This is a genomic window from Massilia aquatica, assembly GCF_011682045.1.
In the GTDB taxonomy this organism is placed as follows: domain Bacteria; phylum Pseudomonadota; class Gammaproteobacteria; order Burkholderiales; family Burkholderiaceae_D; genus Telluria_A; species Telluria_A aquatica.
In genome coordinates, this window is sequence record NZ_VVIW01000007.1 from 192,463 (window position 1) to 215,778 (window position 23,316).

16 protein-coding genes are annotated in these 23,316 nt (G+C 65.5%); 14 read left to right on the forward strand and 2 right to left on the reverse strand.

The genetic code is table 11. The features are described 5' to 3' along the window. Positions 1-6 precede the first annotated feature (6 nt). The 3 genes from F1609_RS14910 to F1609_RS14920 all read left to right on the forward strand — a co-directional run bounded on the left by F1609_RS14910 (position 7) and on the right by F1609_RS14920 (position 3,361). Positions 7-1,977, forward strand: a complete 1,971-nt coding sequence (locus F1609_RS14910; protein ID WP_167077186.1) for an alpha/beta hydrolase domain-containing protein — start codon at positions 7-9, stop codon at positions 1,975-1,977. Positions 1,978-2,131: 154 nt separating this feature from the next. Beyond that, positions 2,132-2,665 (forward strand): hypothetical protein, encoded by a 534-nt coding sequence (locus F1609_RS14915; RefSeq protein WP_167077187.1) that lies wholly within the window; start codon positions 2,132-2,134, stop codon positions 2,663-2,665. 216 nt (positions 2,666-2,881) lie between these two features. Further along, positions 2,882-3,361 (forward strand): hypothetical protein, encoded by a 480-nt coding sequence (locus F1609_RS14920; RefSeq protein ID WP_167077188.1) that lies wholly within the window; start codon positions 2,882-2,884, stop codon positions 3,359-3,361. A gap of 15 nt (positions 3,362-3,376) precedes the next feature. Here F1609_RS14920 and rsgA read toward each other — a convergent pair whose 3' ends face one another. Then, complete coding sequence (gene rsgA / locus F1609_RS14925; protein ID WP_167077189.1) at positions 3,377-4,438, reverse strand: ribosome small subunit-dependent GTPase A; 1,062 nt, start codon at positions 4,436-4,438, stop codon at positions 3,377-3,379. Positions 4,439-4,780: 342 nt separating this feature from the next. Here rsgA and F1609_RS14930 point away from each other — a divergent pair, with 342 nt between their 5' ends. The 11 genes from F1609_RS14930 to F1609_RS14980 all read left to right on the forward strand — a co-directional run bounded on the left by F1609_RS14930 (position 4,781) and on the right by F1609_RS14980 (position 21,354). Beyond that, the gene (locus F1609_RS14930; protein ID WP_167077190.1) at positions 4,781-5,389 is read left to right on the forward strand and encodes a cysteine dioxygenase family protein; all 609 of its coding nucleotides are present in this window, start codon (positions 4,781-4,783) and stop codon (positions 5,387-5,389) included. 43 nt (positions 5,390-5,432) lie between these two features. Further along, positions 5,433-6,938, forward strand: coding sequence for an NYN domain-containing protein (locus tag F1609_RS14935; protein WP_167077191.1), 1,506 nt, complete (start codon positions 5,433-5,435; stop codon positions 6,936-6,938). Between the two features lie 236 nt (positions 6,939-7,174). Beyond that, positions 7,175-7,600 carry a hypothetical protein gene (locus tag F1609_RS14940; RefSeq protein ID WP_229421891.1) on the forward strand — a complete coding sequence of 142 codons (426 nt, stop codon included), beginning with the start codon at positions 7,175-7,177 and terminating at the stop codon, positions 7,598-7,600. Continuing rightward, complete coding sequence (locus tag F1609_RS14945) at positions 7,600-8,067, forward strand: metallophosphoesterase family protein (protein ID WP_167077192.1); 468 nt, start codon at positions 7,600-7,602, stop codon at positions 8,065-8,067. The genes F1609_RS14940 and F1609_RS14945 overlap by 1 nt, the downstream gene beginning before the upstream one ends. A 61-nt stretch (positions 8,068-8,128) precedes the next feature. After that, positions 8,129-9,622 carry a sodium:solute symporter gene (locus F1609_RS14950; RefSeq protein WP_167077193.1) on the forward strand — a complete coding sequence of 498 codons (1,494 nt, stop codon included), beginning with the start codon at positions 8,129-8,131 and terminating at the stop codon, positions 9,620-9,622. 33 nt (positions 9,623-9,655) lie between these two features. Beyond that, positions 9,656-11,515, forward strand: a complete 1,860-nt coding sequence (gene sppA / locus F1609_RS14955) for a signal peptide peptidase SppA (RefSeq protein ID WP_167077194.1) — start codon at positions 9,656-9,658, stop codon at positions 11,513-11,515. Between the two features lie 294 nt (positions 11,516-11,809). Beyond that, on the forward strand, positions 11,810-13,099 hold the full coding sequence (locus tag F1609_RS14960; RefSeq protein ID WP_167077195.1) for an efflux RND transporter periplasmic adaptor subunit: 1,290 nt from the start codon (positions 11,810-11,812) through the stop codon (positions 13,097-13,099). Between the two features lie 40 nt (positions 13,100-13,139). Further along, positions 13,140-16,244, forward strand: a complete 3,105-nt coding sequence (locus tag F1609_RS14965) for an efflux RND transporter permease subunit (protein WP_167077196.1) — start codon at positions 13,140-13,142, stop codon at positions 16,242-16,244. Beyond that, entirely contained in the window at positions 16,241-19,450 is a 3,210-nt protein-coding gene (locus tag F1609_RS14970; RefSeq protein WP_167077197.1) for an efflux RND transporter permease subunit, read from the forward strand. Before F1609_RS14965 ends, F1609_RS14970 begins: the two co-directional genes overlap by 4 nt. 8 nt (positions 19,451-19,458) lie before the next feature. Beyond that, positions 19,459-20,844 (forward strand): efflux transporter outer membrane subunit, encoded by a 1,386-nt coding sequence (locus tag F1609_RS14975; protein WP_229421892.1) that lies wholly within the window; start codon positions 19,459-19,461, stop codon positions 20,842-20,844. Positions 20,845-20,853: 9 nt separating this feature from the next. Next, entirely contained in the window at positions 20,854-21,354 is a 501-nt protein-coding gene (locus F1609_RS14980) for an SET domain-containing protein (RefSeq protein WP_167077199.1), read from the forward strand. A 31-nt stretch (positions 21,355-21,385) separates the two neighbouring features. Here the strand turns inward: F1609_RS14980 and F1609_RS14985 are convergent, their stop codons facing one another. Next, positions 21,386-23,311 (reverse strand): WG repeat-containing protein, encoded by a 1,926-nt coding sequence (locus F1609_RS14985; protein WP_167077200.1) that lies wholly within the window; start codon positions 23,309-23,311, stop codon positions 21,386-21,388. Between the last annotated feature and the right edge of the window lie 5 nt (positions 23,312-23,316).

Consider the following 23,316-nt stretch of genomic DNA (forward strand, 5'->3'; position numbering starts at 1 on the left):
CTGAGATTGACCTGCCTGCGCCATCTGCCATGCCTTATCGTACTCACCATGCTGGCCGCCTGCGCGGCACCCGGCGGCCCTGGCTCGCCGGCCGCGCAGGTCGAGCGCTTCGAAATCGTCAGCCGCGGTCCCGCTTTTGACGGCAAGGTCTTCGACGATGCTGGCGCCTACGAGAAGATCGTCGCCATCGCGCACCTGCGCATCGACCCGCACCATCCGGCCAACCGCGCCATCACGGACTTGGACAATGCACCCACGAGCGGCGGCTGGGTCCGGTACGATACCGATGTCATCCTGCTGCGCCCGCGCGACGCCGCCAAAGCCTCGCGCGTGCTGGTGCTCGACATCCCCAACCGTGGCGGCAAGCTGGCGCTCGACGTGGTCAACGAAGGCAGCGCGCGCGACGCCGGCAACGGCTTCCTGATGCGGCGCGGGCACACGCTGGCGTGGATCGGGTGGCAGGGCAATATCGGCTTAGCAAGCAACGGCGACGTGGCCGGTACCACGTTTCCAACGGCGCGCCTGGGCGACCAGCCAATCACCGGCCAGAGTGTCGAAGAGAAGGTGTTCGACGATATCAAACCCACTGGCGCCATCGACCTGGCCTATCCTGCCGCCTCGGCCAGCCAGGCGGGCGCGCTGCTGAACGTGCGCGCGCATGCCACCGCCACGCCGGTCGCGCTGCCGGCTGACGCGTGGCGTTATACCAGCCCCACGCGCATCGAGATCACGCGCCCGCGCGGGTTCGACGCCGGCGCGATCTACCAGTTCCAGTACGAGGCGCGCGATCCGGTCGTCATGGGCCTGGGCATGGCGGCGCTGCGCGACGTTACCAGCCATCTCAAGTCGGGCATGGCCGATGGCGCCGGCCAGCCCAACCCGCTGGCCGATATCAAGCCCGACGTGGCGCTGGCGCTGGGCGTATCGCAGCCGGGGCGTTTTCTGCGCGACCTGATCTGGCAGGGCTTTAACGCCGATCCGCGCGGCGGCAAGGTGTTCGACGGCGCCATGCCGCTCATCGCCGGCAGCCGCAAGAGTTTTGTCAACCGCCGCTTCGGCCGGCCGGAACGCTACTCCACCGGGCACCTGAACCACTGGACCTATGGTGACCAGTTCCCGTTCAGCTACGCCGTGACGAAAGACCCGGTTAGTGGTGCAACCGACGGCATCTTCGCGCGTTGCCAGGCCAGCGACACCTGCCCGAAGCTGATGCACGTCGATAGCAGCCTCGAATTCTGGCAGGGCCGCGCCTCGCTGGTAGTGACCGACGGCGCCGGCAAGGACATTGCGCTGCCGGCCGGCGTGCGCGCCTATCTCATGTCGTCCACCCAGCACATGGCGGCCGACCGGGCCACGGTCGGCATCTGCAAGTGGGCGAACAATACGGCGCAGCAGGGGCCAACGGTGCGCGTGCTGCTTGATCATCTGGTGGCGTGGGCGCGCAGCGGCAAGGAGCCGCCGGCCAGCCGCTTTCCGCAGATCGCCAGCGCCATGCTGACGACGCCGCAGCGCGACGCGGTCGGCTTTCCCGACCTGGGCAAGATCGGCGTCGGCTACCCGGAAGGAGTGAACGAGTTGACGGTGGTCGATTACGCCAGCCTGCCGCCCAGGCCTGCGCCGGACAAGCGCTATCAGGTGCTGGTGCCGATGGCCGATGTGGACGGCCACGATATTGCGGGCATTCGCCTGCCCGATGTGGAGGTGCCGCTGGCCACCTACGCCGGCTGGAACCTGCGCCGGCGCGGCTTTGCCGAAGACCAGCTGTGCGGCCTGAATGGCTTGTCGGTGCCGTTGGCGGCGACGCCGCGCGAAGGCGACCCGCGCCGCGCGCTCTCGCAGCGCTACAAGACGCGGCTGGAATACGCCAAGGCGGTGGCGATCGCGGCCAGGGCCTTGCGCGACGATGGCCTGCTGCTCGACGAAGACGTTACCCGTTTCATCGAACGCGCCAAAGTGGAGCAGCGGGTTGGGCCGTAGCGTCATTCTTTACGACCATCGACAAGTTCAATTAGTTCCCCTTGTTTCTTGATGGTCTGATTCACGACAAAGCACGCTGTGAAAGCGCGATGGCGGCAATCGTGCAGGCGTAAACTTGTTGGTGCGGTGATGTCCGCGCCAACGGGAGAAATTGATGAGCATGAATGCGGTGAGCAGCGGTCCGCCGGACTCTGAAAACAAGCGTGCGTCTGTTGCAGGCGGTGGCGGACCGCCTTATGATGCGGATATGGACCGTCGCCTTACAGTGCTCGAAACGCGTTTCGACACAATCTTGCCGACCTTGGCCACCAAAGCCGATCTGGTGGAGTTGCGCCTGGATTTGGAAAGGATGTTTTTCAATTTACAGGCCAAGCTGAACGACGACATTAACAAGCTGTCCAACGAAATGCACAAGCTGCGCGCGGAGGTTCACGCCTCCTTGATGAGCATGGCGAAATGGTGCATTGGCATTGCCATCACCGTCATCCTTGGTGTCGTCAGCCAAGGCATCTATTTAAACAAGCAGATTACCGATCAAAGCGCCCATTTAAGCAAGCAGATTGCCGATCTCGCGGCACGGTTGCCACCGGCCGGCGCGCCGGCGGCAGCGGCGCCTCATCGGCCATCTGCTGCGGAGCTTGCATCTGCCTCTCCGCCGCAAGCGGGCGCCATCGCAGCGCCGCGCTGATCCGTTCCCGATCGACCCGTTCCATTGAACCCGCCAAAGTGGAGTAGTGGATTGGGTCGTAACGTCATTCTTTACGACCATCGACAAGTTCAATTAGTCCCCCCTGTTTGTTGACGGTCTGATTCACGACAAAGCGTGCTGTGAAAGCCCGATGGCGGCAATCGTGCAGGCGTAAACTTGTTGGTACGGTGATGTCCGCGTTAACGGGAGGAATTCATGAGCATGAATGTGGTAAACAGTGGTCCGCCGGATCCGGAAAACAAACGTGCGTCTGTTGCGGGCGGCGGCGGACCGCCTTACGATACCGATATGGACCGCCGCTTAACAGTGCTCGAAACGCGTTTCGACACAATCTTGCCGACCTTGGCCACCAAAGCCGATCTGGCCGAGTTGCGCCTGGATGTTGAGAGAATGCATGTCGATCTCCGAACCACGTTGACTGGTGACATGAGCAAGCTGCATGGCAGTGTCCACACCGCATTGACGAGCACGATGAGATGGTGCGTCGCACTCGCCATGACCGTGATATTCAGCGTGGTCGGCCAGGGTATCTATTTGAACAAGCAGATCCTCGATCTCGCGGCTCGCCTGCCACCTGCCGGCACGCCTGCGGCAACGGTGCCTCACCAGCCATCTGCGGCGGAGTTCGCATCTGCCACCCCGCCGCAAGCGGGCGCCATTACAGCGCCGCGCTGATCCGCTCCTGATCGTTCAGTCGCGCTGCCGTGTCCTGGCATTGTGCGCCTTGATAACCACCTTCCACTTGTTGCGCGCCGCGATCCGGTCCAGCGGTGTTTGCTGGCTGCGCCGTGCATCGCGCAGCAGCTTGCGGTAGTTCAGCAAGCGGTCCGCATCAACCGCCCCGCGCACCGCGCAACCGGGTTCCTCCTCATGCGCGCAATCGCGGAACTGGCAATGCCGCGCTAGCTCGCCGATATCATCAAAACTCGCCGCCAGCGCCTCTTCATCGGCATCCGGCTGCCACGAGCGCAAGCCCGGCGTGTCGATGATGCAGGCGCCGCTCGGGCACAGGTGCAGCGAGCGCGCGGTGGTCGTATGGCGACCGCGATTGTCGCCGCCCCGCACGGCGCCGGTCTCCTGGCGGCTTGACGACAGCGCATTGGTCAGGGTCGACTTGCCCGCGCCCGAGGTTCCCAACAGGATCAAGGTCTGCCCCGGCGCCAGCCAGGGAGCCAGGATGCGCGCCGGCTCCTCGCCCAGCGCGTTGAGTGCGAACGCCTGCACCCGGCGCGGCAGCCGTTCCGTGAGCTGGCGCATGCGCTCCTCGACCTCATGCCCGATATCGGCCTTGGTCAGCACCACCACCGGCTCGACCCCGGTCGATTCGGCCAGCGCCAGGTAGCGTTCGAGCCGGCGCAGGTTGAAGTCGTGGTCCAGGCCCATGACCAGCAGCGCGGTATCGACGTTGCTGGCCAGGGACTGGCGGCGCCCGTCGCTGGTGCGGCGCGCAATGTGCGTCACCGGCGCCAGGCGCTCCGACAGCCACTGTTCGCCGTGCGCGTGGGTGTCGGCCAGCACCCAGTCGCCCACGGCCAGGGCGGTGTCGTTCGCTTGCAGCGACTGCACCAGTTTATTCAGTGAGCGCGCGCGCGATTCGGCCACGCCGTCGTGGATGACGGCCCCGTCGCGGTGGACTTGCGTCACACGCGCCAGAAGCGTGCCTTCCGCAGCGTCGTTGATGGTGGCGAGTTGGCTGGCGACCGATTGCGTCAGCCCGATAGTGCGCAGTAATTCAAAATCAATGTGGATCATGATGAGGGTGTGTTCCCGGATTCGTTTGCCCGCGACGCGCGCGGGCACAGGCCGCGCGCAACAGCACGCAGCAAAGGAAAACGGAGGTCGGCGCGCGATCAGGCGCGCATCAACACACGAAGCTCAGCCCGGACTCGGTCCGGAAACTTAGTCTGGAAACTACGTCAGGCAGGCGGGTTGTGGCGGGATCAGGCGGCCGACAGGAGGGCAATATCATTCGTATGCATGGTGTAGTCTCCTGTGGAAGTCAATCGAAGCGGCCAGTGTGCCAGCCGCGCGCGGACACGTCAAGCACAGCGGAGATGCTATATTCGCTGCACCGGCCACCCTGAAGATGAAGCGATGAATAATCCGTCCCGCCTGCACGACTTCGTACTTGCCTTCACCAGCCTTGTCGATACAGCCGCGCGCGACGAGGCGCGCATTCTCGAACAGGGCAAGCCGCTCCTGGCCTGCCTGATCGCGCATGACGACTGGCTGCCCGCCGCATGCGCCGCACCCGACCCGGATCGTTATCAGCAATACCTGCTCCATTGCGACCCGCAACAGCGCTTTTCGGTGGTCAGTTTCGTCTGGGGGCCGGGCCAGGCCACGCCGGTGCACGACCATACCGTGTGGGGCATGGTCGGCGTGCTGCGCGGCGCCGAACAGTGCGAGGAATTTGCGCCAGCGGCCGGCGGTGGAGCGCTCACCGCCCTTGGCGCGCACCATCTGCCCGCCGGCGCGATCGACGTGGTGTCGCCGCGCGTGGGCGACATTCACCGCGTGTCGAACGCCAGCCCCGGCGCGGTCTCGGTCAGCATCCACGTGTACGGCGCGGACATCGGCCGCATTGCGCGCCATGTGTACGACCCCGTCACCGGCGCGGCCAGCCGTTTTGTGTCCGGTTACACCAACATCGCCACTCCCGATACCGGGCAGCCATTGCCCGGATCGGGTTGTTGCGTATAATCCAAGATCAGCTTGGCAAAACCATCATTAGAGAACAGATCATATGGCTTCATCCTCAGACAACATCAGCATGGCGGTGTTTTGCGACTTCGAGAACGTCGCACTCGGCGTGCGTGACGCGAACTACGAAAAATTCGACATCAAGCCGGTCCTCGAAAGGCTTCTGCTCAAGGGCAGCATCGTGGTCAAGAAGGCGTACTGCGACTGGGAGCGCTACAAGGGCTTCAAGGCCACCATGCATGAAGCGAACTTCGAGCTGATCGAGATTCCCCATGTGCGGCAGTCCGGCAAGAACTCGGCCGACATCCGCCTCGTGGTCGATGCGCTCGACCTGTGCTACACCAAATCGCACGTCAATACGTTTGTGATCATCAGCGGCGACTCCGACTTTTCGCCGCTGGTGTCGAAGCTGCGCGAAAATGCCAAGCAGGTGATCGGCGTGGGCGTCAAGCAGTCCACCTCGGACCTGCTGGTGGCGAACTGCGACGAATTCATTTTCTACGACGACCTGGTGCGCGAAGTGAAACGCGCGGCCGCCAAGCGCGACGAGCGCAAGGTGCAGCCGCAGGCAAAACGTTCGCCCGACGAAGGCAACCGCCGCAAGGAAGAACTCGAAGCGCGCAAGGCCCAGGCCATCGACCTGGTGGTCGAAATGTTCGATGCGCTGGTGTCCGAACGCGGCGACAGCGGCAAGATCTGGGCGTCGCTGCTCAAGGACACGCTCAAGCGCCGCCGTCCCGACTTCAACGAGACCTACTACGGCTTCCGCACCTTCGGCAACCTGCTCGAAGAAGCGCAGAACCGCGGCATGCTCGAATTCGGCCGTGACGAAAAATCCGGCGCCTATGTTTACCGCAGCAGCAATGCCGGCAACAACAACCATCAGGCGCACGCCGTGGAACTGCAGGCGCCAGCCATGCAGGACGCGCCGGCGCTGGCCGAGGTAGCCGAAGAAGCGGCAGCCAGGCCGGAAGCGCCGCGTCGCGGACGTGGCCGCGGTGGACGCAACCGCAACGACAACGTCGAAGCAATCGCACCGGAAAGCCTGGAGACCGAGGATGTGGCGGAGCAGATCGACGCCGTGCCGGTAGCCAGCGTGCCGGCCTGGTACGACCCGCAGCCGGAAACGGCGGACGCCGAGCCGGTTGTTCCCGAGTCGTCGCGCCGTCGCGGCCGTGGTGGACGCAACCGCAGCGACGCTGTCGAGGCGAGCGTGCCGCAAGCGGTGGAGCCGGTGGAAGCTGTCCCCGCATGGTACGACCCGGTTGCGCAGGTCGAAGAAGAAGTGGCGCTGGAGCCGGAAGTGGCGCCAGAGCCGCCGGTGCAGGAAAAGCGCCGTCCGGCGCGCAAACCTGCGGCGAAAAAGGCGGCCAAGCAGGCCGACGTGGCCTTGATTCCCGAGGCGCAGGCGCAGCCAGAGCCGGAACCGCTCGTGCTGGAACTGCCGGCCGACCAGGGCGATGAAGAAGCACCGGCCAAGCCAGCCAAAAAAGCGATCCCGCGCAGCCGCCGTCCGGCCAAGCCGAAGGCGCCAGCCAAGAGCAAATAGCAGGCACCACCACGCGCAGGGGCGCCATGCCCTTGCGCGCTGTCGACAGCGGATTTACGCCGTCAATCCGCTGTCGACCACCACCGCGTTCCCTTCATACCGACGTTCCGTTCGCGCCAGGCGAGTGAGCGCCCTGGTCCCATCGTTCGCGCGCACGCAAGCCGGGCCCTGCACGCATTCGCAAAATGGTGCAAACTTCACTTTGTTGCCACGACCTCCCGACTAGGAAGACTGCCATGCGTATGCTCACCGCCGTTGCGCTGTCCCTGGCCGTCCTCGCCCCCGCTGCGCAGGCGACGGCGCCGGCGGCCAGCCATCCCATCCTGGGCATCTGGAAGCTGACCCTGCCCGATGGGAGCTGCTCCGAAACCTACCGCTTCCGCGGCGATGGCACCACCTTGGTGACCAGCGCCGATGAAGTGTCCGAGAGCCGCTTCGATATTCCGGCCAAGCCGAGCGCCAAAGGCTTCTACAAGCTGGTCGACCGCTACGTCAAGGGCAACGGCAAGGAGGACTGCGCCGGCGCCGTCATGAAGCCCGACGCCACGGTCACGCACTTCGTTCACTTTCACCCGTCCGGCACCTTGTTCGTGATGTGCGCCGCCGAATCGTTCGACGCCTGCATCGGGCCGTTCCGGCGCGTGGCGGGGCAGGGCATCTGATGCTGCGCATCGGCGTCATCTCCGACACGCACGGCTTGCTGCGCCCCGAGGCGCTCGACTTCCTCGCCGGGAGCGACTTCCTCGTGCACGGGGGCGATATCGGCAATGCCGACATCCTGGCCCGGCTGGCCGCGATTGCGCCCCTGACGGTGGTGCGCGGGAATAACGACAAGGGCGACTGGGCCGCCGCTGTTCCGGCCAGCGCGGTGCTGGAGGCGGGCGGCGTGCGCCTGTACGCGCTGCACGACATCGCCGATCTCGATGCGGCCGCGCTCCCCGCCGATACCAGGGTGGTCGTGTATGGACACTCGCACAAGCCGCTGACCGAGCAGCGCGGGCCGGTGCTGTACCTAAACCCCGGCAGCGCGGGCCCGCGCCGATTCAGTTTGCCGGTTACAGCAGCCGAAGTGCTGGTCGAGGCAGGACAGGCGAGGGCCTGCATCGTCGAGCTGATTCCGAGGGGGTGACGGCAGCACAGGCCCGGTACAGTGTATATTGCTGCCCGTTCGCCCATCCAACGAAAATGCCATGTCACCCGCTTTACTCCTGTTCATCCTCATCGCCTACTTCGCCCTGCTGCTTGGGGTGGCCTGGGCCACCTCGCGCAACGCCACCAACGACAGCTTCTACATCGGTAACAAAAGCAGCAACTGGAAACTGGTCGCCTTCGGCATGGTCGGCACCACGCTCTCGGGCGTGACCTTCATCAGCGTGCCCGGCGCGGTCGGGCGCGATGGCTTCGGCTACATGCAGCTCCTGATCGGCTACGTGATCGGCTACATCGCGGTCGCGTACATTCTGCTGCCGCTCTACTACCGCCTGAAACTGACCTCGATCTACGACTACCTGAACCAGCGCCTGGGCCGGCGCGCCTACCAGAGCGGCGCATCATTCTTCATCCTGTCACGCCTGCTGGGCGCCACCGCGCGCCTGTACCTGGTCGTGAACATTTTGCAGGCCATCATCCTCGACAGCCTCGGCGTGCCGTTCTGGCTCACCACCCTGGTCATCCTCGGCATGATCCTGATGTACACCTACCAGGGCGGCGTCAAGACCATCGTCTGGACCGATACCTTGCAAACGAGTTGCATGCTCTTCGGCCTGCTCGCCTGCATCGCCATCCTGCTCGGCCAGATGGACCTGTCGGTCGGCCAGAGCCTGGCACGGATGCAGGAGCAGGGCTTGGCGCGCGTCTTTACCACCGCCGTCGACAGCCCCAACTTCTACCTCAAGCAGATCGTCGCCGGCGTGTTCATCGTGCTCGCCATGACCGGCATGGACCAGGAGATGATGCAAAAGACAATCTCCGTCAAGACACTGGCCGACTCCCAGAAAAACCTGCTGGCCCTGACCGCGATCCTGGTCGCGGTGCTGTCGCTGTTCATGTTCCTCGGCGGCCTGCTGACCCTGTACGCGCCCACCGCCGGCGTGGCCGCCACCGGCGACAAGCTGTTCGCCGCCGTCGTCATGGGCCACCTGCCGGTGGCGCTGCAGATTATTTTCCTGATCGCCCTGATCTCGGCCCTGTTCCCCAGCGCCGACGGCGCCATCACCGCGCTCACCTCCACCTTCTGCATCGACCTGCTCGGCCTCACGCGCCGCCAGGACCTGTCGGAGCAGGACAAGGTGCGCTGGCGCCAGCGCGTGCACCTCGGCTTCGCGGCCCTGTTCCTGCTGCTGGTGATGGCCTTCAAACTGGTCGACAGCCCGAGCATGATCGGCGTGATCCTCAAAGTGGCCAGCTACACCTATGGCCCGCTGCTTGGCCTGTTCGCCTTCGGCATGCTGACCGAACGCACCCTCAGGGACCGCTGGGTGCCGCTGGTGACCGTCGGCGGCCCGTTTATCTGCGCCTTCTTTGAATATAATCAAACATTGCTGTTGGGAAGTTATCGCCTTGGGCTTGAGCTGCTCATGATTAATGGCATATTGGTGTTTGCCGGCTTGTGGGCTATTTCCCGGCCGGCGCCTTCCCGCATTTCCGAACGGGTTGCGGCGATTTCGCTTACAGTAGACCCTTAGCCTTTTACCCACCCCATTTTCGCCGGAGTACCGATGTCATTTAAACCTTTGTCCACCCTACGCCGGGGTTTCGGCATGTTCTGGAACGTCATCGACAGCACGCGCCGGGGCGTGCTCAACGTGCTGTTCCTGATCATCGTGGTTCTCCTGCTGATGGCGATCTTCGGCGGCGGCGTCAAGCCGATCGCGGCCAAGACCGCATTGGTCCTCGAAATCAAGGGCGACCTGGTCGAGCAGCACAGCGGCAACGTGCGCGACGCGCTCATGGCCAATGTGGGCGGCGGCGACGTGCGCAAATCGGTCCAGCTGCGCGACGTGCTCACCGTGCTCGATAGCGCCGCCAAAGACCCGCAGATCAGCAGCGTGCTGCTTTTGCTCGACCAGATGGATGGCGCCGGCCTGGCCATGCTCAACGAAGTCGGTCTGGCGGTCGAACGGGTCAAGGCGGCCGGCAAACCGGTCATCGCCTGGGGCAGCAGTTTCGACCAGCGCCAGTACCGCATCGCCTCGCACGCCACCCAGGTGTATGTGCATCCGATGGGCTCCGTCCACATCGAAGGTTTCGGCCGCTATCGCAACTACTACCGCGATGCGCTCGACAAGGTCGGCGTGACGGTCAACCTGATCAAGGTCGGTACCTACAAGAGCTTCGCCGAGCCGTACATCGGCAACGGTCCGTCGCCGGCCGCCGCCGAAGCGGACGCCTTCCTGTACAACGCCCTGTGGGCCGGCTACACCGCCGACGTCGAGAAAAACCGCAAGCTGCCGGCCGGCTGGATCGCCCAGAAAATCGAAGCGCTGCCGGCCCTGATGGAAGAAGCCGGCGGCGACACCGGCAAGCTGGCCCTGGCCACCAAAATGGTGGACGGCCTGAAAACGCGCGACGAAGTGCGCGCCATGATGATCACGCGCGGTGCCCCGGATGACGACGGCAAGAGCTTCCGCCAGGTGGGTTTCGACGAGTACCTGGCGCGCCTGCGTCCGCAGATGTTCGGCGACGGCATTGGCGTGATCGTGGCCGCCGGCGAAATCACCGACGGCAATGCGCCGGCCGGTTCGATCGGCGGCCTGTCCACCGCGAACCTGATCCGCAAGGCGCGCGAAGACAAGCAAATCAAGGCGGTCGTGCTGCGCGTCGATTCGCCAGGCGGCAGCGCCTTCGGTTCGGAACTGATCCGGCGCGAGCTGGAACTGACGCGCGCCGCCGGCAAGCCGGTGGTGGTGTCGATGGGCAGCGTGGCGGCCTCCGGCGGCTACTGGATTTCGATGGCCTCCGACGAAGTCTTTGCCGACCGCGCCACCATCACCGGTTCGATCGGCGTGTTCGCGATCCTGCCGACGGCTGAAAAAGTGGTCGACAAGCTGGGCATCCACACCGCCGGCACCACCACCACCTGGCTGGCCGATGCCTATAACCCAATGCGTCCGCTCGACCCGCGCTTCACCCAGGTGATCCAGAGCAGCATCAACCATATTTACAATGACTTCACCACCAAGGCCGCGGCGGCGCGCAAGACCACCCAGCCGAAGATCGACGAAGTGGGGCAGGGCCGCGTATGGACCGGCGTGCAAGCCAGGGAACGCGGCCTGGTCGACACCATCGGCAGCTACACCGACGCGCTCAAGTCGGCCGCCAGGCGCGCCAAGCTGGCCGAGGGCTACCGCGTGGCCTACATCGAGCGCGATGTGTCGCCGTTCGAGCGCTTCGTGACCATGTTCGGCGTCAGCGCCGCGCAAGCGGTCAACATCGAGGTCAAACTGGGCCTGATGCCAAGCGGCGTGCCATCGAGCGCCGTGGCCGAAGTGAGCAAGGAACTGGGCTGGCTGTCCGAGATGACCAACGGCCGCAAGCCGTTCGCGGCGGTCACCCATTGCATGTGCACCGCGCCCTGAGGTTTTTCTGCACGACGCGGATGGGCAAACCCTGCCCATCCGCCCGCAAGGCCATCAATTTGTAGCGACTTTGTAACGCCATGTAGCCTGTTACAAACTCGCCCGCAACCCATCGTCTCCCTATGAAAACGCAGCCGCCGCCGGACCATTGGTTCCGGCGGCGGTGCGCGCGCGTCCTTACAGTGCACAAATCGCCCGATTCCGGCGCCCGTTGGCCCTGCCGCGAAACATGCTTTTTGCCTTCTCCATGCTAGAGTTGCTTCAATAATCGTTGCAATCAAGACAAGGAAAAGCATGAACCCATCACCTTCCCAGCCACGGCGCAGCCGCCGTGCCAAGATCATCGGTAGCGTGATTGCCGTACTCGCCATGGCCGGACTCGGCACACTGGCGTGGTACCTGACCCACCAGCCGGCGGCTGGCCCCGGCGGCGCCCCTGGCGCTCCCGGAGCGGCCGGCCCTGGCGGCGCTCCCGCTGCTGGTGGGGGCGGGCGTGGTGGACGCGGCGGCGGCATGGCCACCACGGTCGGCGTGGCCACCGCCGAACGCACCGACATCCCGGTCATCCTCGACGCCCTCGGCACCGTCACCGCCGCCGCCACGGCCACGGTGCGCCCGCAAGTGTCGGGCATCCTGCAAAAGGTCCACTTCAGCGAAGGGCAGCTGGTCAAGGCCGGACAGGTGATGGCCAGCATCGACCCGCGTCCGTTCGAGATGGCGCTGATGCAGGCCGCCGGCACGCGCCAGCGCAACGAAGCGCAACTGGAAAGCGCCAAAGTCACGCTGGAGCGCTACCGCACGCTGCTCACCCAGGACTCGATCGCGCGCCAGGAAGTCGACACGCAGGCCGCGCTGGTCAAGCAGCTGCAAGGCACCGCCATGACCGACCGCGCCGCCGAAGGGGTGGCGCGCCTGAACCTGGGCTACACCCAGGTCAAGGCGCCGATCACGGGCCGGGTTGGCCTGCGCGTGATCGACATGGGTAACCTGGTCGGCAGCGGCGACGCCAACGGCATCGCCGTGATCACCCAGCTCTCGCCGATCGACGTTGAATTCGCCGTGCCGCAAGACCGCGTGCCCGACCTGCAGGGACGCATCCGCGACAGCGCCGGCCTGCCCGCCACCGCCTTCGACCGCACCCGTACCACGTCGCTCGCCAAAGGCGAATTCAAGGCGCTCGACAACCAGGTCGATGTGCAGACCGGTACCGTGCGCGCCAAGGCGCGCTTCGCCAACGACGACCAGGCGCTGTTCCCCAGCCAGTTCGTCAACCTGCGCCTTGAACTGCGCACCATCAAGGATGCGGTGGTGGTGCCGGTGACCGCGCTGCGCCACGGCAGCACGGGCGACTTTGTGTACGTGCTCAATGCCGCCGAACGCACGGTCGCCGTGCGGCCCGTCACGCGCGGCCAGGCCACGGTCGACAAGGTCGAAGTGAAAACCGGTCTCAAAGCCGGCGAGCAGGTCATTACCGAAGGCGCCGACCGCCTCAAGGACGGCGCCAGGGTGACCCTGCCGACCGACAAGCCGGCAGCCGGCGCCGCTGGCGGGCGCCGCCGCCAGCGTGAAGGAGCGCCGCAATGATGGTGGCGCGCGATGCCACGCGCGGTGCAGGGGGTGCGCGATGAATCCGTCGGCCCCGTTCATCGCCCGCCCGGTCGCCACCTCGCTGCTGATGCTGGCGATCGTGCTGGCCGGTTTTGTCGGCTTCAAGTTCCTGCCGCTGTCGGCGCTGCCGCAGGTCGACTTCCCGACCATCCAGGTGCAGACCCTGTACCCGGGCGCCAGCCCCGAAGTCATGGCGCGCACCGTCACGGCGCCACTGGAACGCCGCTTCGGCCAGATGTCCGGCCTGCAGCGCATGAGTTCCACCAGCGCCTCGGGCGTGTCCATCGTCACGCTGCAGTTCGGACTCGGGCAAACGCTCGACGTGGCCGAGCAGGAGGTGCAGGCGGCCATTAACGCCGGCGGCTCGCTGCTGCCGGCAGACCTGCCGGCGCCGCCGGTGTACGCCAAGGTCAATCCGGCCGACGCGCCGGTGCTCACGCTCGCCATCACGTCCGACACGGTGCCGCTGACCGAGGTGCAGAATCTTGTCAACACGCGCCTGGCGCTGAAAATCAGCCAGGTGTCGGGCGTGGGCCTGGTCACCCTGAGCGGCGGACAGCGCCCGGCGGTGCGCATCCAGGCCGATACCGGCGCGCTGGCAACCTACGGCCTCGGGCTCGATACCTTGCGCAGCGCGATCTCGGGCGCCAACGCCAATAGTGCCAAGGGCAACTTCGACGGTCCCACGCGCTCTTACGCGATCAACGCCAACGACCAGCTGCTGACCGTGCTTGACTATGAAAAACTGATCGTCGCCTACCGCAATGGCGCCCCGGTGCGCCTGTCGGACGTGGCCAAGGTGGTCGACAGCGCCGAAAACGTGAAATTGGGCGCCTGGGCCAACATGAAGCCGGCCATTATCCTGAACGTGCAGCGCCAGCCCGGCGCCAACGTCATCGCCACCGTGGACGCCATCAAGGAACGCCTGCCCGAAATGCAAGCGAGCCTGCCCGGCGCGCTGCGGCTCGACGTTCTGTCCGACCGCACCACTGGCATCCGCGCCTCGGTCACCCACGTCGAACTGGAACTGCTGCTGGCCGTGGCGCTGGTGGTGCTGGTCATTTTCGCTTTCTTGCACAGCGTGCGCGCCACGGTCATTGCCAGCCTGGCCGTGCCGATCTCGCTGATCGGCACCTGCGGCGCCATGTACCTGCTCGGCTACAGCCTGAATAACCTGTCGCTGATGGCGCTGACGATTGCCACCGGTTTCGTGGTCGATGACGCCATCGTCATGATCGAAAACATTGCGCGCTACATCGAAGAAGGCGAAACGCCGATGGCGGCCGCCATCAAGGGCGCCGCGCAGATCGGCTTTACCATCATTTCGCTGACGGTGTCGCTGATCGCCGTGTTGATTCCCTTGCTGTTCATGGGCGACGTGGTGGGGCGCCTGTTCCGCGAGTTCGCCATCACCCTGGCCATTACCATCCTGATATCGGGCGTGGTGTCCTTGACCCTGGTGCCGATGATGGCGGCGCGCTGGCTGAAAAGCCATGAGGACGAAAAGCCGGGCCGCATGGCGCAACGCACCCAGGCGTTTTTTGACCGCGTGATCGTGCGCTACGGCCATGCCCTGAACTGGGTGCTGGCGCGCCAGGGATTGACCTTGCTGGTCGCCCTGGCCACCCTGGTGCTCACCGCCGTGCTGTACATCCTGATCCCGAAGGGCCTGTTTCCGACCCAGGATACCGGCCAGCTCCAGGCGCGCGTGGAAATGCGCCAGTCGATCTCGTACGACCGCATGGCCGAACTGCAGCAGGCGGCGGGCAAGGCGATCCTGGCCGACCCCGATGTGGAGTCGCTCAGCTCCAACGTCGGCGTCGACGCGGCCAACAACACCATGCTGCACACCGGCCGCATGCTGATCAACCTGAAGCACGACAAGGCGTCCAGCCAGGCCGAGATCATGGAACGCCTGCGCCGCCGCGTGGCCGACGTGGCCGGCATTACCCTGTACCTGCAACCGACCCAGGATCTGACCATCGACGCCGAAAGCGGCCCGACCCTGTACCGGGTCTCGCTCGAAGGGGCCGACAGCGCCACCGTCAGCCAGTGGGCCAGCGCGCTGGTCAAGCACCTCCAGCAAAACAAGCAGGTGACCAACGTGGTGACCGACGCCGGCGCCACCGGCACCTCGGCGTTCGTGAGCATCGACCGCGACACGGCCTCGCGCCTGTCGGTCACCGCCGCCTCGATCGACGACGCCCTGTACAGCGCCTACGGCCAGCGCATCGTCTCGACCATCTTCACCGAGACCAACCAGTACCGCGTGATCCTGGAAGCGCAGCGCGACGCGCAGATGTCGATCGCCACGCTCGGCCAGTTGCCGATCAAGACCGCCTCCGGCAAGACCACACCGCTGTCGGCGGTCGCCACCATCACCGAACAGCCGGCGCCGCTGCAAATCACCCACGTCGCGCAATACCCGGCCACTACCATCGGTTTCGATACCGCGCCCGGCGTCTCGCTCGGCCAGTCGGTCGAAGCGATCCGCGCCGCCGCGCTGGAGATCAAGCTGCCGGCATCGGTCACCATGACCTTCCTGGGTGCGGCCGGCGCCTACCAGGCGTCACTGTCGAACCAGCTGTGGCTGATCCTGGCGGCGGTGGTGTGCGTGTACATCGTGCTGGGCGTGCTGTACGAAAGCTATGTGCATCCGCTGACGATCCTCTCCACCCTGCCGTCGGCCGGCGTGGGCGCGCTGCTGGCGCTGATGATCAGCGGGCAGGACCTGGGCGTGATCGGCATCATCGGCATCATCCTCCTGATCGGCATCGTCAAGAAGAACGCCATCATGATGATCGACTTCGCCATCGAGGCCGAGCGCGAGAAGGGCATGGCCCCGCGCGAAGCGATCCAGCAGGCCGCGCTGCTGCGCTTCCGGCCGATTTTGATGACGACCCTGGCCGCGCTGTTCGCGGCGGTGCCGCTCATGCTGGGCTGGGGCGAGGGCGCCGAATTGCGCCGCCCATTGGGACTGGCCATTTTCGGTGGCCTGATCGTCAGCCAGCTGCTCACGCTGTTTACGACGCCGGTGATTTACCTCGGCTTCGACAGCCTGGCGCGGCGCTGGTCGCGTAAAGATGCCGCTCCCGTTTCTGCGGGCGAGGTTGCCAAGTGAACCTGTCCGAACCCTTTGTCCGGCGCCCGATCGCCACCGTCCTGCTCACGCTGGGCATTGCGCTGGCCGGCATCGGCGCGTTCTTCGTGCTGCCGGTCTCGCCGCTGCCGCAGGTGGATTTTCCGACCATCTCGGTGAGCGCATCGCTGCCGGGCGCCAGCCCCGACACCATGTCCACCAGCGTGGCCACCCCGCTGGAACGGCGCCTCGGCGTCATCTCCGGCGTGAACGAAATGACCTCGTCGAGCGGCAGCGGCTCGACCCGCGTGAGCCTGCAGTTCGACTTGAACCGCAAGATCGATTCGGCCGCGCGCGAAGTGCAGGCGGCGATTAGCGCCGCCCGCGCCGACCTGCCGTCCACGCTCAAGAGCAACCCGACCTACCGCAAGGCCAATCCGTCCGACGCGCCGATTATCATCCTGGCGCTCACTTCCAAAACCAAGTCGCCCGGCCAGATCTTCGAGTCGGTATCGAACCTGGTGCAGCAAAAGCTGGCGCAGGTGCAGGGCGTGGGCGACGTGGAAATCGGCGGCGGCTCGCTGCCGGCGGTGCGCGTCGAGCTGCTGCCGTATGCGCTGAACCGCTACGGCGTCTCGACCGAAGACGTGCGCGCCGCGATCCAGTCGACCAATGCCAATCGCCCCAAGGGCGCCATCGAAGGCAACGGCCTGCGCCTGCAGATCTACTCGCAGGCCAGCACCGCCACCGGCGGGCGCAGCGCGGCCGACTACCGCAGCCTGGTGGTCGCCTGGCGCAACGGCGCCGCCGTGCGCCTGGACGACGTGGCAGAAGTAATCGACGGCGTCGAAAACGTCAATACACTGGGTCTGTTCAACGGCCAGCCGGCCGTGATCGTGCTGATCACGCGCCAGCCCGGCGCCAACGTCATCGAAACGGTGGACGGCGTGCGCGCCCTGATTCCATCATTGCAGGCGCAATTGCCGCAGGACGTGAAGCTGGAAGTGGCCTCCGACAGCACCAACTCCATCCGCTCGTCGCTGGCCGAAATCGAGCTGACCCTGATCATCTCGATCTTGCTGGTGGTGCTGGTCGTCAGCCTGTTCCTGCGCAGCGTGCGCGCCACCATCATCCCGGCGGTGGCCACCGTGGTGTCGCTGCTCGGCACCTTCGGCGTGATGTACATGCTCGGTTTTTCCCTGAACAACCTGTCGCTGATGGCGCTGACCGTGGCCACCGGCTTCGTGGTCGACGACGCCATCGTCGTGCTGGAAAACACCGCGCGCCATATCGAAAACGGCATGGACCGCATGCAGGCGGCGCTGCTCGGCGCGCGCGAAGTGGGCTTTACGGTGCTCTCGATCAGCCTGTCGCTGGTGGCGGTGTTCATTCCGCTGCTGTTCATGGGCGGGCAGGTGGGCCGCCTGTTCCGCGAATTCGCCGTCACCCTGTCGGCGGCGGTAATGATTTCGCTGGTCATTTCGCTCACAACTACCCCGATGATGTGCGCCTGGCTGCTTAAACCGACCGATATCGAACGCCAGCCCGGCCGCCTTGCGCGCTGGGCCGAACGCGGTTTCGACCGCATCCACAAGGCGTACGAGCATTCGCTCGACTGGGCGCTGGACAGCATCGCGCTGGTGATGCTGATCTTCGTGTTCGTCATCGGCCTGAATGTGTACCTGTTTTCCGCCGCGCCGAAAGGCTTCTTTCCGCAGCAGGACACGGGCCAGATCAGCGGCGGCATCCGCGCCGACCAGAGCATTTCGTTCCAGGCCATGCAGGCCAAGTTGAAGCAACTGGTCGACATCATCCGGCGCGATCCGGCGGTGGCCACGGTGGTCGGCTTTACCGGCGGCGGGCGGGCAGGGGGCGGTTTCATGTTCATCAACCTTAAACCGGTATCCGAACGTACCGATGGCGGCCAGGCCGTGATTGCGCGCCTGCGTCCGCAACTGGCCAGGGTGACCGGCGTGTCGATGTTCCTCAACCCGGTGCAGGACCTGCGCATGGGCGGGCGCCAGTCCAACTCGACCTACCAGTACACCTTAAAGAGCGACAACCGCGCCGACCTCAAACTATGGGCCGGCAAGCTGGCCGATTCCATGAAGCGGCAAAGCGCGCTGGTCGATGTGGACACCGACCAGGCCGAAAACGGGGTCGAGATGTTCGTCCAGATCGACAAGGACAGCGCCGCGCGCCTCGGCATCAACCCGCGCGACGTCGACAATGCGCTCTACAACGCCTTCGGCCAGCGCCAGGTGACGACCATCTACGATGAACTCAATCAGTACAGCGTGATCATGGGCGTGGCAAAGCAGTACCAGCAGTCGCCCGAAGCGCTGAACGATGTGTACGTGCCCTCGCGCGGCACATCCAGTTCCGGTGGCGCCGCCACGCCGGCCAACACCACCGCCTCGCGCGATCCATCCAGCGGGCAGGCTTTGAGCAGTGAAGCGACCACGATGGTGCCGCTGTCGGCAATCGCCAGCTTTGCCGAAAGCTCGACGCCCACTTCCGTTAACCACCAGGACGGGGAACTGGCGACGACGGTGTCGTTCAATCTGGCGCCGGGCAGCAACCTGGCCGCCGGCCAGGCCGCCGTCAAGCAGGCCGAGGCCGATATCGGCATGCCGAACAATGTGCGCGGCAGCTTCCAGGGCACGGCGCGCGCGGCCGACGAATCGAACAAGGAACAACCGATGCTGATTGCGGCGGCCATCGTCGTTATCTATATCGTGCTCGGCATCCTGTACGAAAGCCTGGTGCACCCGATCACGGTGCTCTCGACCTTGCCGTCGGCCGGCGTGGGCGCGGTGCTGGCCCTGCTGCTGTTCAAGATGGAGTTTTCCATCATCGCCCTGATCGGCGTGTTTTTGCTGATCGGGATCGTGAAGAAGAATGCGATCCTGATCATCGACTTCGCGCTCGAGGCCGAGCGCACGCGCGGCCTGTCGCCTTTGGCGGCGGTGCGCGAAGCGTGCCTGCTGCGCTTTCGCCCGATTTTGATGACTACCCTGGCCGCCGCGCTGGGCGCCTTGCCGCTGGCGATCGGATTCGGCGAAGGCTCCGAGCTGCGCCGCCCGCTCGGCATCGCCATCATCGGGGGGCTGATTGCCAGCCAGGTTTTGACCCTGCTCACCACCCCCGTCGTCTACGTCGTCATGGACAAGCTGCGCCGGCGCAGCCCCGCCGAGCGCCAGCCCGGTCATCACGCCGACAACGCTGCCTCACCTAATCCACAATGAGTAATCCTATGTGCGCAAACAAGCTCCTTCATCTTCTGCCGCTGGCCGCTTTTTTGCTGAGCGGCTGCGCCGTCGGCCCGGCTTACGTCAAGCCCACCACGCCTGAACCGGCTGCCTTCAAGGAAGCGCAGGGCTGGTCACCCGCCGCCCCGGCCGATGCACTCGACCGGGGCTCCTGGTGGACCCTGTTCAACGATCCGATTCTCAATGGGCTGGCGGCGCAGATCGACGTATCGAACCAGAACGTGGCCGCCGCCGTGGCCTCGTATGCGCAAGCGCGCTCGCAGGTAGCGCAGCAGCGTGCCTCGCTGTTTCCGAGCGTGTCGCTCAGTACCAGCGGCGAGCGTTCGGGCACGCGCAATGCCGGAGCGGATAACAACTACCGCCTCAACATCGGCACCAGCTGGGAGCCCGACCTGTGGGGCCGCCTGCGCGCCGGCGTGAGCGCGGCCAGCGCCAATGCCCAGGCCAGCGCCGCCGACCTGACGTCCGCGCGCCTGTCGGCCCAGGGCGAACTGGCGGCCAATTATTTCGTGGTGCGCCAGACCGACGCCCAGGCGGCGCTGCTGGCGACCACCATCGAAGGCTACCAGCGGGTGCTGCAGATCACGCAGAACCGCTTCGACGCCGGCATTGCCACCAAGTCCGACGTCTTGCAGGCGCAGACCCAATTGTCCAACGCCCAAATCGACGCCTTGTCGCTGGCGCGCCAGCGCGCCCAGTTCGAACACGCCATCGCTATCTTGCTGGGCAAGGCGCCGGCCGACTTTACCCTGGCCAGCGCGCCATGGCAGGCGTTCGTGCCGGAGATTCCGGCCGGCGTGCCGTCGGCGCTGCTGCAGCGCCGGCCCGACATCGCCGCCGCCGAACGGCGCGTGGCGTCGGCCAATGAGCAGATCGGCATCGCCCGCTCGGCCTACTATCCGAACATCGGCCTGACCGCGTCCGTGGGCAACGGTGGCAGCCGCGTGTCGGACCTGTTCAGCGCCTCGAACGCGCTGTGGTCCTTTGGCCTGAGCGCGGCGCATAGCCTGTTCAACGCGGGCGCCACGCGCGCCAGCGTGGCGGGCGCCGAGGCCAGTCAGCAGGCAGCGGTGGCGCGCTACCGCCAGACGGTGCTCGACGCCTTTGGCGACGTGGAAAACCAGCTCTCCGCCACGCGCGTGCTGGCGCAGCAGCTGGTGCTGCGCCGCCAGGCATCCGAATCGGCCGACCAGGTCGAGGCGCAGATCCTCAACCGCTACAAGGCGGGGCAGGTGAGCTACAGCGAAGTGGTGCAGGCCCAGGCCAGCGCGCTGTCGGCGCGGCGCGCGCTGGTGCAGGCGCAGGGCGACCGCCAGAGCACCGCGATTTCGTTAATCCAGGCATTGGGCGGCGGCTGGCAAGCGCAGTAAAATAGATGGATGAACAGCACAACCTCCCCATCCAGTAACACCGAGCCCGCCTGCTACGAAGTACGGCGCTCCACCATCCACGGCAACGGCGTCTTTGCCACGCGCGACATCGAGCCGGGCGAGCAGATCGCCGAATACACGGGCGAGCGCATCACGTCCGACGAATCGGCGCTGCGCGCCGAAGCCGGCGGCGGGCCGGTCAACCACACGTTTTTCTTTTCGCTGGCCGACGGCATGGTCATCGACGGTGGCCGTGGCGGCAACGATTCGCGCTTCATCAACCACGCTTGCGAACCGAATTGCGAAGCCCAGGAAGACGAGGGCAGGGTGTTCATCTACGCCCTGCACCCGATCATGCGCGACGAAGAACTCAAATACAACTACGCGCTGATCTACGAAGAGCGGCACACGCCGGCTGTCAAAAAAGCGTTCGAGTGCCGCTGCGGCGCGCCGACCTGCACCGGCACCATGCTGGCGCCCAAAAAGCGCAAGCGCGCCAAGGCTGGCTGACCGCCATTGCCCAGGCATGTCGGCAATGACGTCAACTGGCGGCCGTAGCCGCTGGTGCGTCGTCGTCATCTTCGTCATCTTCGTCATCGTCGTCATAGTCGTCATCGTCATAAGACGGATACGTCGGGACGCGCCCGCCATGGGCTGCCGCCAGCGTCTCTATCGAGGGCGAGCAGACCAGCCAGATGTTGTGCCACACGTCGCCGTCGCCATAGCCAGCTTGCGTGAAGAGCACGAGCCGCATCTGGTTTGACCCCGGCCGGGCCGCGTCAAGCCCGGCCAGCGGCGGGGTGATGGGGACGCCCCACGCCGTGATGTCGGGCGGAGCGGATTTGCCGGGATTGCGCGTTGACGGTCCGAGATGCTCCGTCAGGCGCGCCACGCAGCGTGCGTATGTGGCATCCATCACGGCGCCCCGCGTGGAAGCAAAAAATTCGTAAGCCGCGTGCTTGTGTTCGTCAAGGTACGAACGAAAGATGCGGCGCCGCGTGCGCAAGGACTTCGCCAACTGGTCGGCCGCACTGACGTTGGCCCCGTACTCGTTGCGGTCGCCGGGAAGCGTGCAGTGATCCTCCTCGTCCTCATCTCCGCTTGCCGGTGCTTGCAGCGCCGCGTCGATATTGCACAGTTTGTTAGCGCTTGCGAGCACCATCGAGTCGGCCAGTCCGGCCAGGTCGCCGAGGTCGTGCAGGTCGATCAGCAGGGACTCGGGCGGGGCCGAAAAATACAGCGCCGGCGGCGCAATCGTGGAGTGGGATTGTCCGTGCCACAGCAACCGGCCCGCAGCGTCATACAGCGCCGGGCCGGCGCCGCCAGGGGCTGGTTCGGCACGCAGGCGCCAGGCCACACACGCATCGCGGTCGAGAAATGCGATGCTTGCGTCGCGCGCGAGGAAGGCAACCAGCGGGGTGTTCGCTTCCTGGGTTGCGATATCGTGGTAACGGCCCTGGGTCAGCGGTTCGAGCACGTCGGCCGGTGGCCGCGCAAAGCTGCCGTCGGCTCGGGCAATGCCCCACACCGGCGCCGCATCACTGTCCGTTTGGGCGGCCCTGGCGCAGGCGATTGCGAAACCATGCTCGTTGAAGTCGCCGCACCATAACAGGGGCGCGTCGAAGGCCAATTTCCCCTGCGCCGTCATGCAGGTGTGGGCCGATTCGATGGCGATCCCGCAGTGCATCGACTCCGACAGGCGGTTGAACGCCACGATCACCGGTGCGCCTGTGGTGTCGAGATAGCCAGCATCATTCCATCCGTGCTTGAAAAAGGCCAGGCCGTCGGCGTTGAAGTCGTCGATCCTGTCATAGCGCGGTTCCAGTACCCATGCGCCTTTGCGGTCGATGATGCCGAACCGCTTGCCGTCCTCGCTGGCCGGCGCCACGCCGTCGCGCGAAAACGGCTGTGCCGATGCAAAGCGCGGCGCAATCGCCCATGCGCCGGATCTGTCGATGTAGCCGACCGGGCCGGATGCGATGCGGGCCGCCGCCAGTCCGCCGGCGGTGAATGAACCGGCATTGGCGAAACTGTCGTCGAAGGCGAACTTGCCGCTGGTGTCGATATAGCGCCATCCGTCTGCGGCCGTCTGCACCGCCGCCAGGCCATGCTGGAATGGCTCACCCTGCGCGTACTGCGGTTCTATCACGACCTTGCCGCGCACGTCCAGGTAGCCCCATTTCCCCTGGTCGCAAAAACACGCCAGGCCATCGGCGCTGAAGGTGCGCGCGTCGTCGAGCGTCGGCGCGACGACCCAGGCGCCTTGTGTGTCGATGTAGCCGCACATGCCGCCGCCTGCCATTGCTGCGGCGATCGCGCCACCCTGGCCGTCGCCGACGAATTCGCCAAAGACGTCGCCCAGGGCGGGAACGGGCACATGAACCTGACCGCCGTGGAGCAGCAGCAGTTCGGGCTCCAGGCCTTGTGGCGCAAAGTAGTTGCGGATCAGGGTGGGTTGGATTGTCATCAGTA

Bases quoted from the DNA above. Each gene is read 5' to 3' on its own strand.
- F1609_RS14915 (WP_167077187.1), top strand. From the start codon at position 2,132: ATGAGCATGAATGCGGTGAGCAGCGGTCCGCCGGACTCTGAAAACAAG.
- F1609_RS14920 (WP_167077188.1), top strand. From the start codon at position 2,882: ATGAGCATGAATGTGGTAAACAGTGGTCCGCCGGATCCGGAAAACAAA.
- rsgA (WP_167077189.1), bottom strand. From the start codon at position 4,438: ATGATCCACATTGATTTTGAATTACTGCGCACTATCGGGCTGACGCAA.
- F1609_RS14930 (WP_167077190.1), top strand. From the start codon at position 4,781: ATGAATAATCCGTCCCGCCTGCACGACTTCGTACTTGCCTTCACCAGC.
- F1609_RS14935 (WP_167077191.1), top strand. From the start codon at position 5,433: ATGGCTTCATCCTCAGACAACATCAGCATGGCGGTGTTTTGCGACTTC.
- F1609_RS14940 (WP_229421891.1), top strand. From the start codon at position 7,175: ATGCGTATGCTCACCGCCGTTGCGCTGTCCCTGGCCGTCCTCGCCCCC.
- F1609_RS14945 (WP_167077192.1), top strand. From the start codon at position 7,600: ATGCTGCGCATCGGCGTCATCTCCGACACGCACGGCTTGCTGCGCCCC.
- F1609_RS14950 (WP_167077193.1), top strand. From the start codon at position 8,129: ATGTCACCCGCTTTACTCCTGTTCATCCTCATCGCCTACTTCGCCCTG.
- sppA (WP_167077194.1), top strand. From the start codon at position 9,656: ATGTCATTTAAACCTTTGTCCACCCTACGCCGGGGTTTCGGCATGTTC.
- F1609_RS14960 (WP_167077195.1), top strand. From the start codon at position 11,810: ATGAACCCATCACCTTCCCAGCCACGGCGCAGCCGCCGTGCCAAGATC.
- F1609_RS14965 (WP_167077196.1), top strand. From the start codon at position 13,140: ATGAATCCGTCGGCCCCGTTCATCGCCCGCCCGGTCGCCACCTCGCTG.
- F1609_RS14975 (WP_229421892.1), top strand. From the start codon at position 19,459: ATGTGCGCAAACAAGCTCCTTCATCTTCTGCCGCTGGCCGCTTTTTTG.
- F1609_RS14980 (WP_167077199.1), top strand. From the start codon at position 20,854: ATGAACAGCACAACCTCCCCATCCAGTAACACCGAGCCCGCCTGCTAC.
- F1609_RS14985 (WP_167077200.1), bottom strand. From the start codon at position 23,311: ATGACAATCCAACCCACCCTGATCCGCAACTACTTTGCGCCACAAGGC.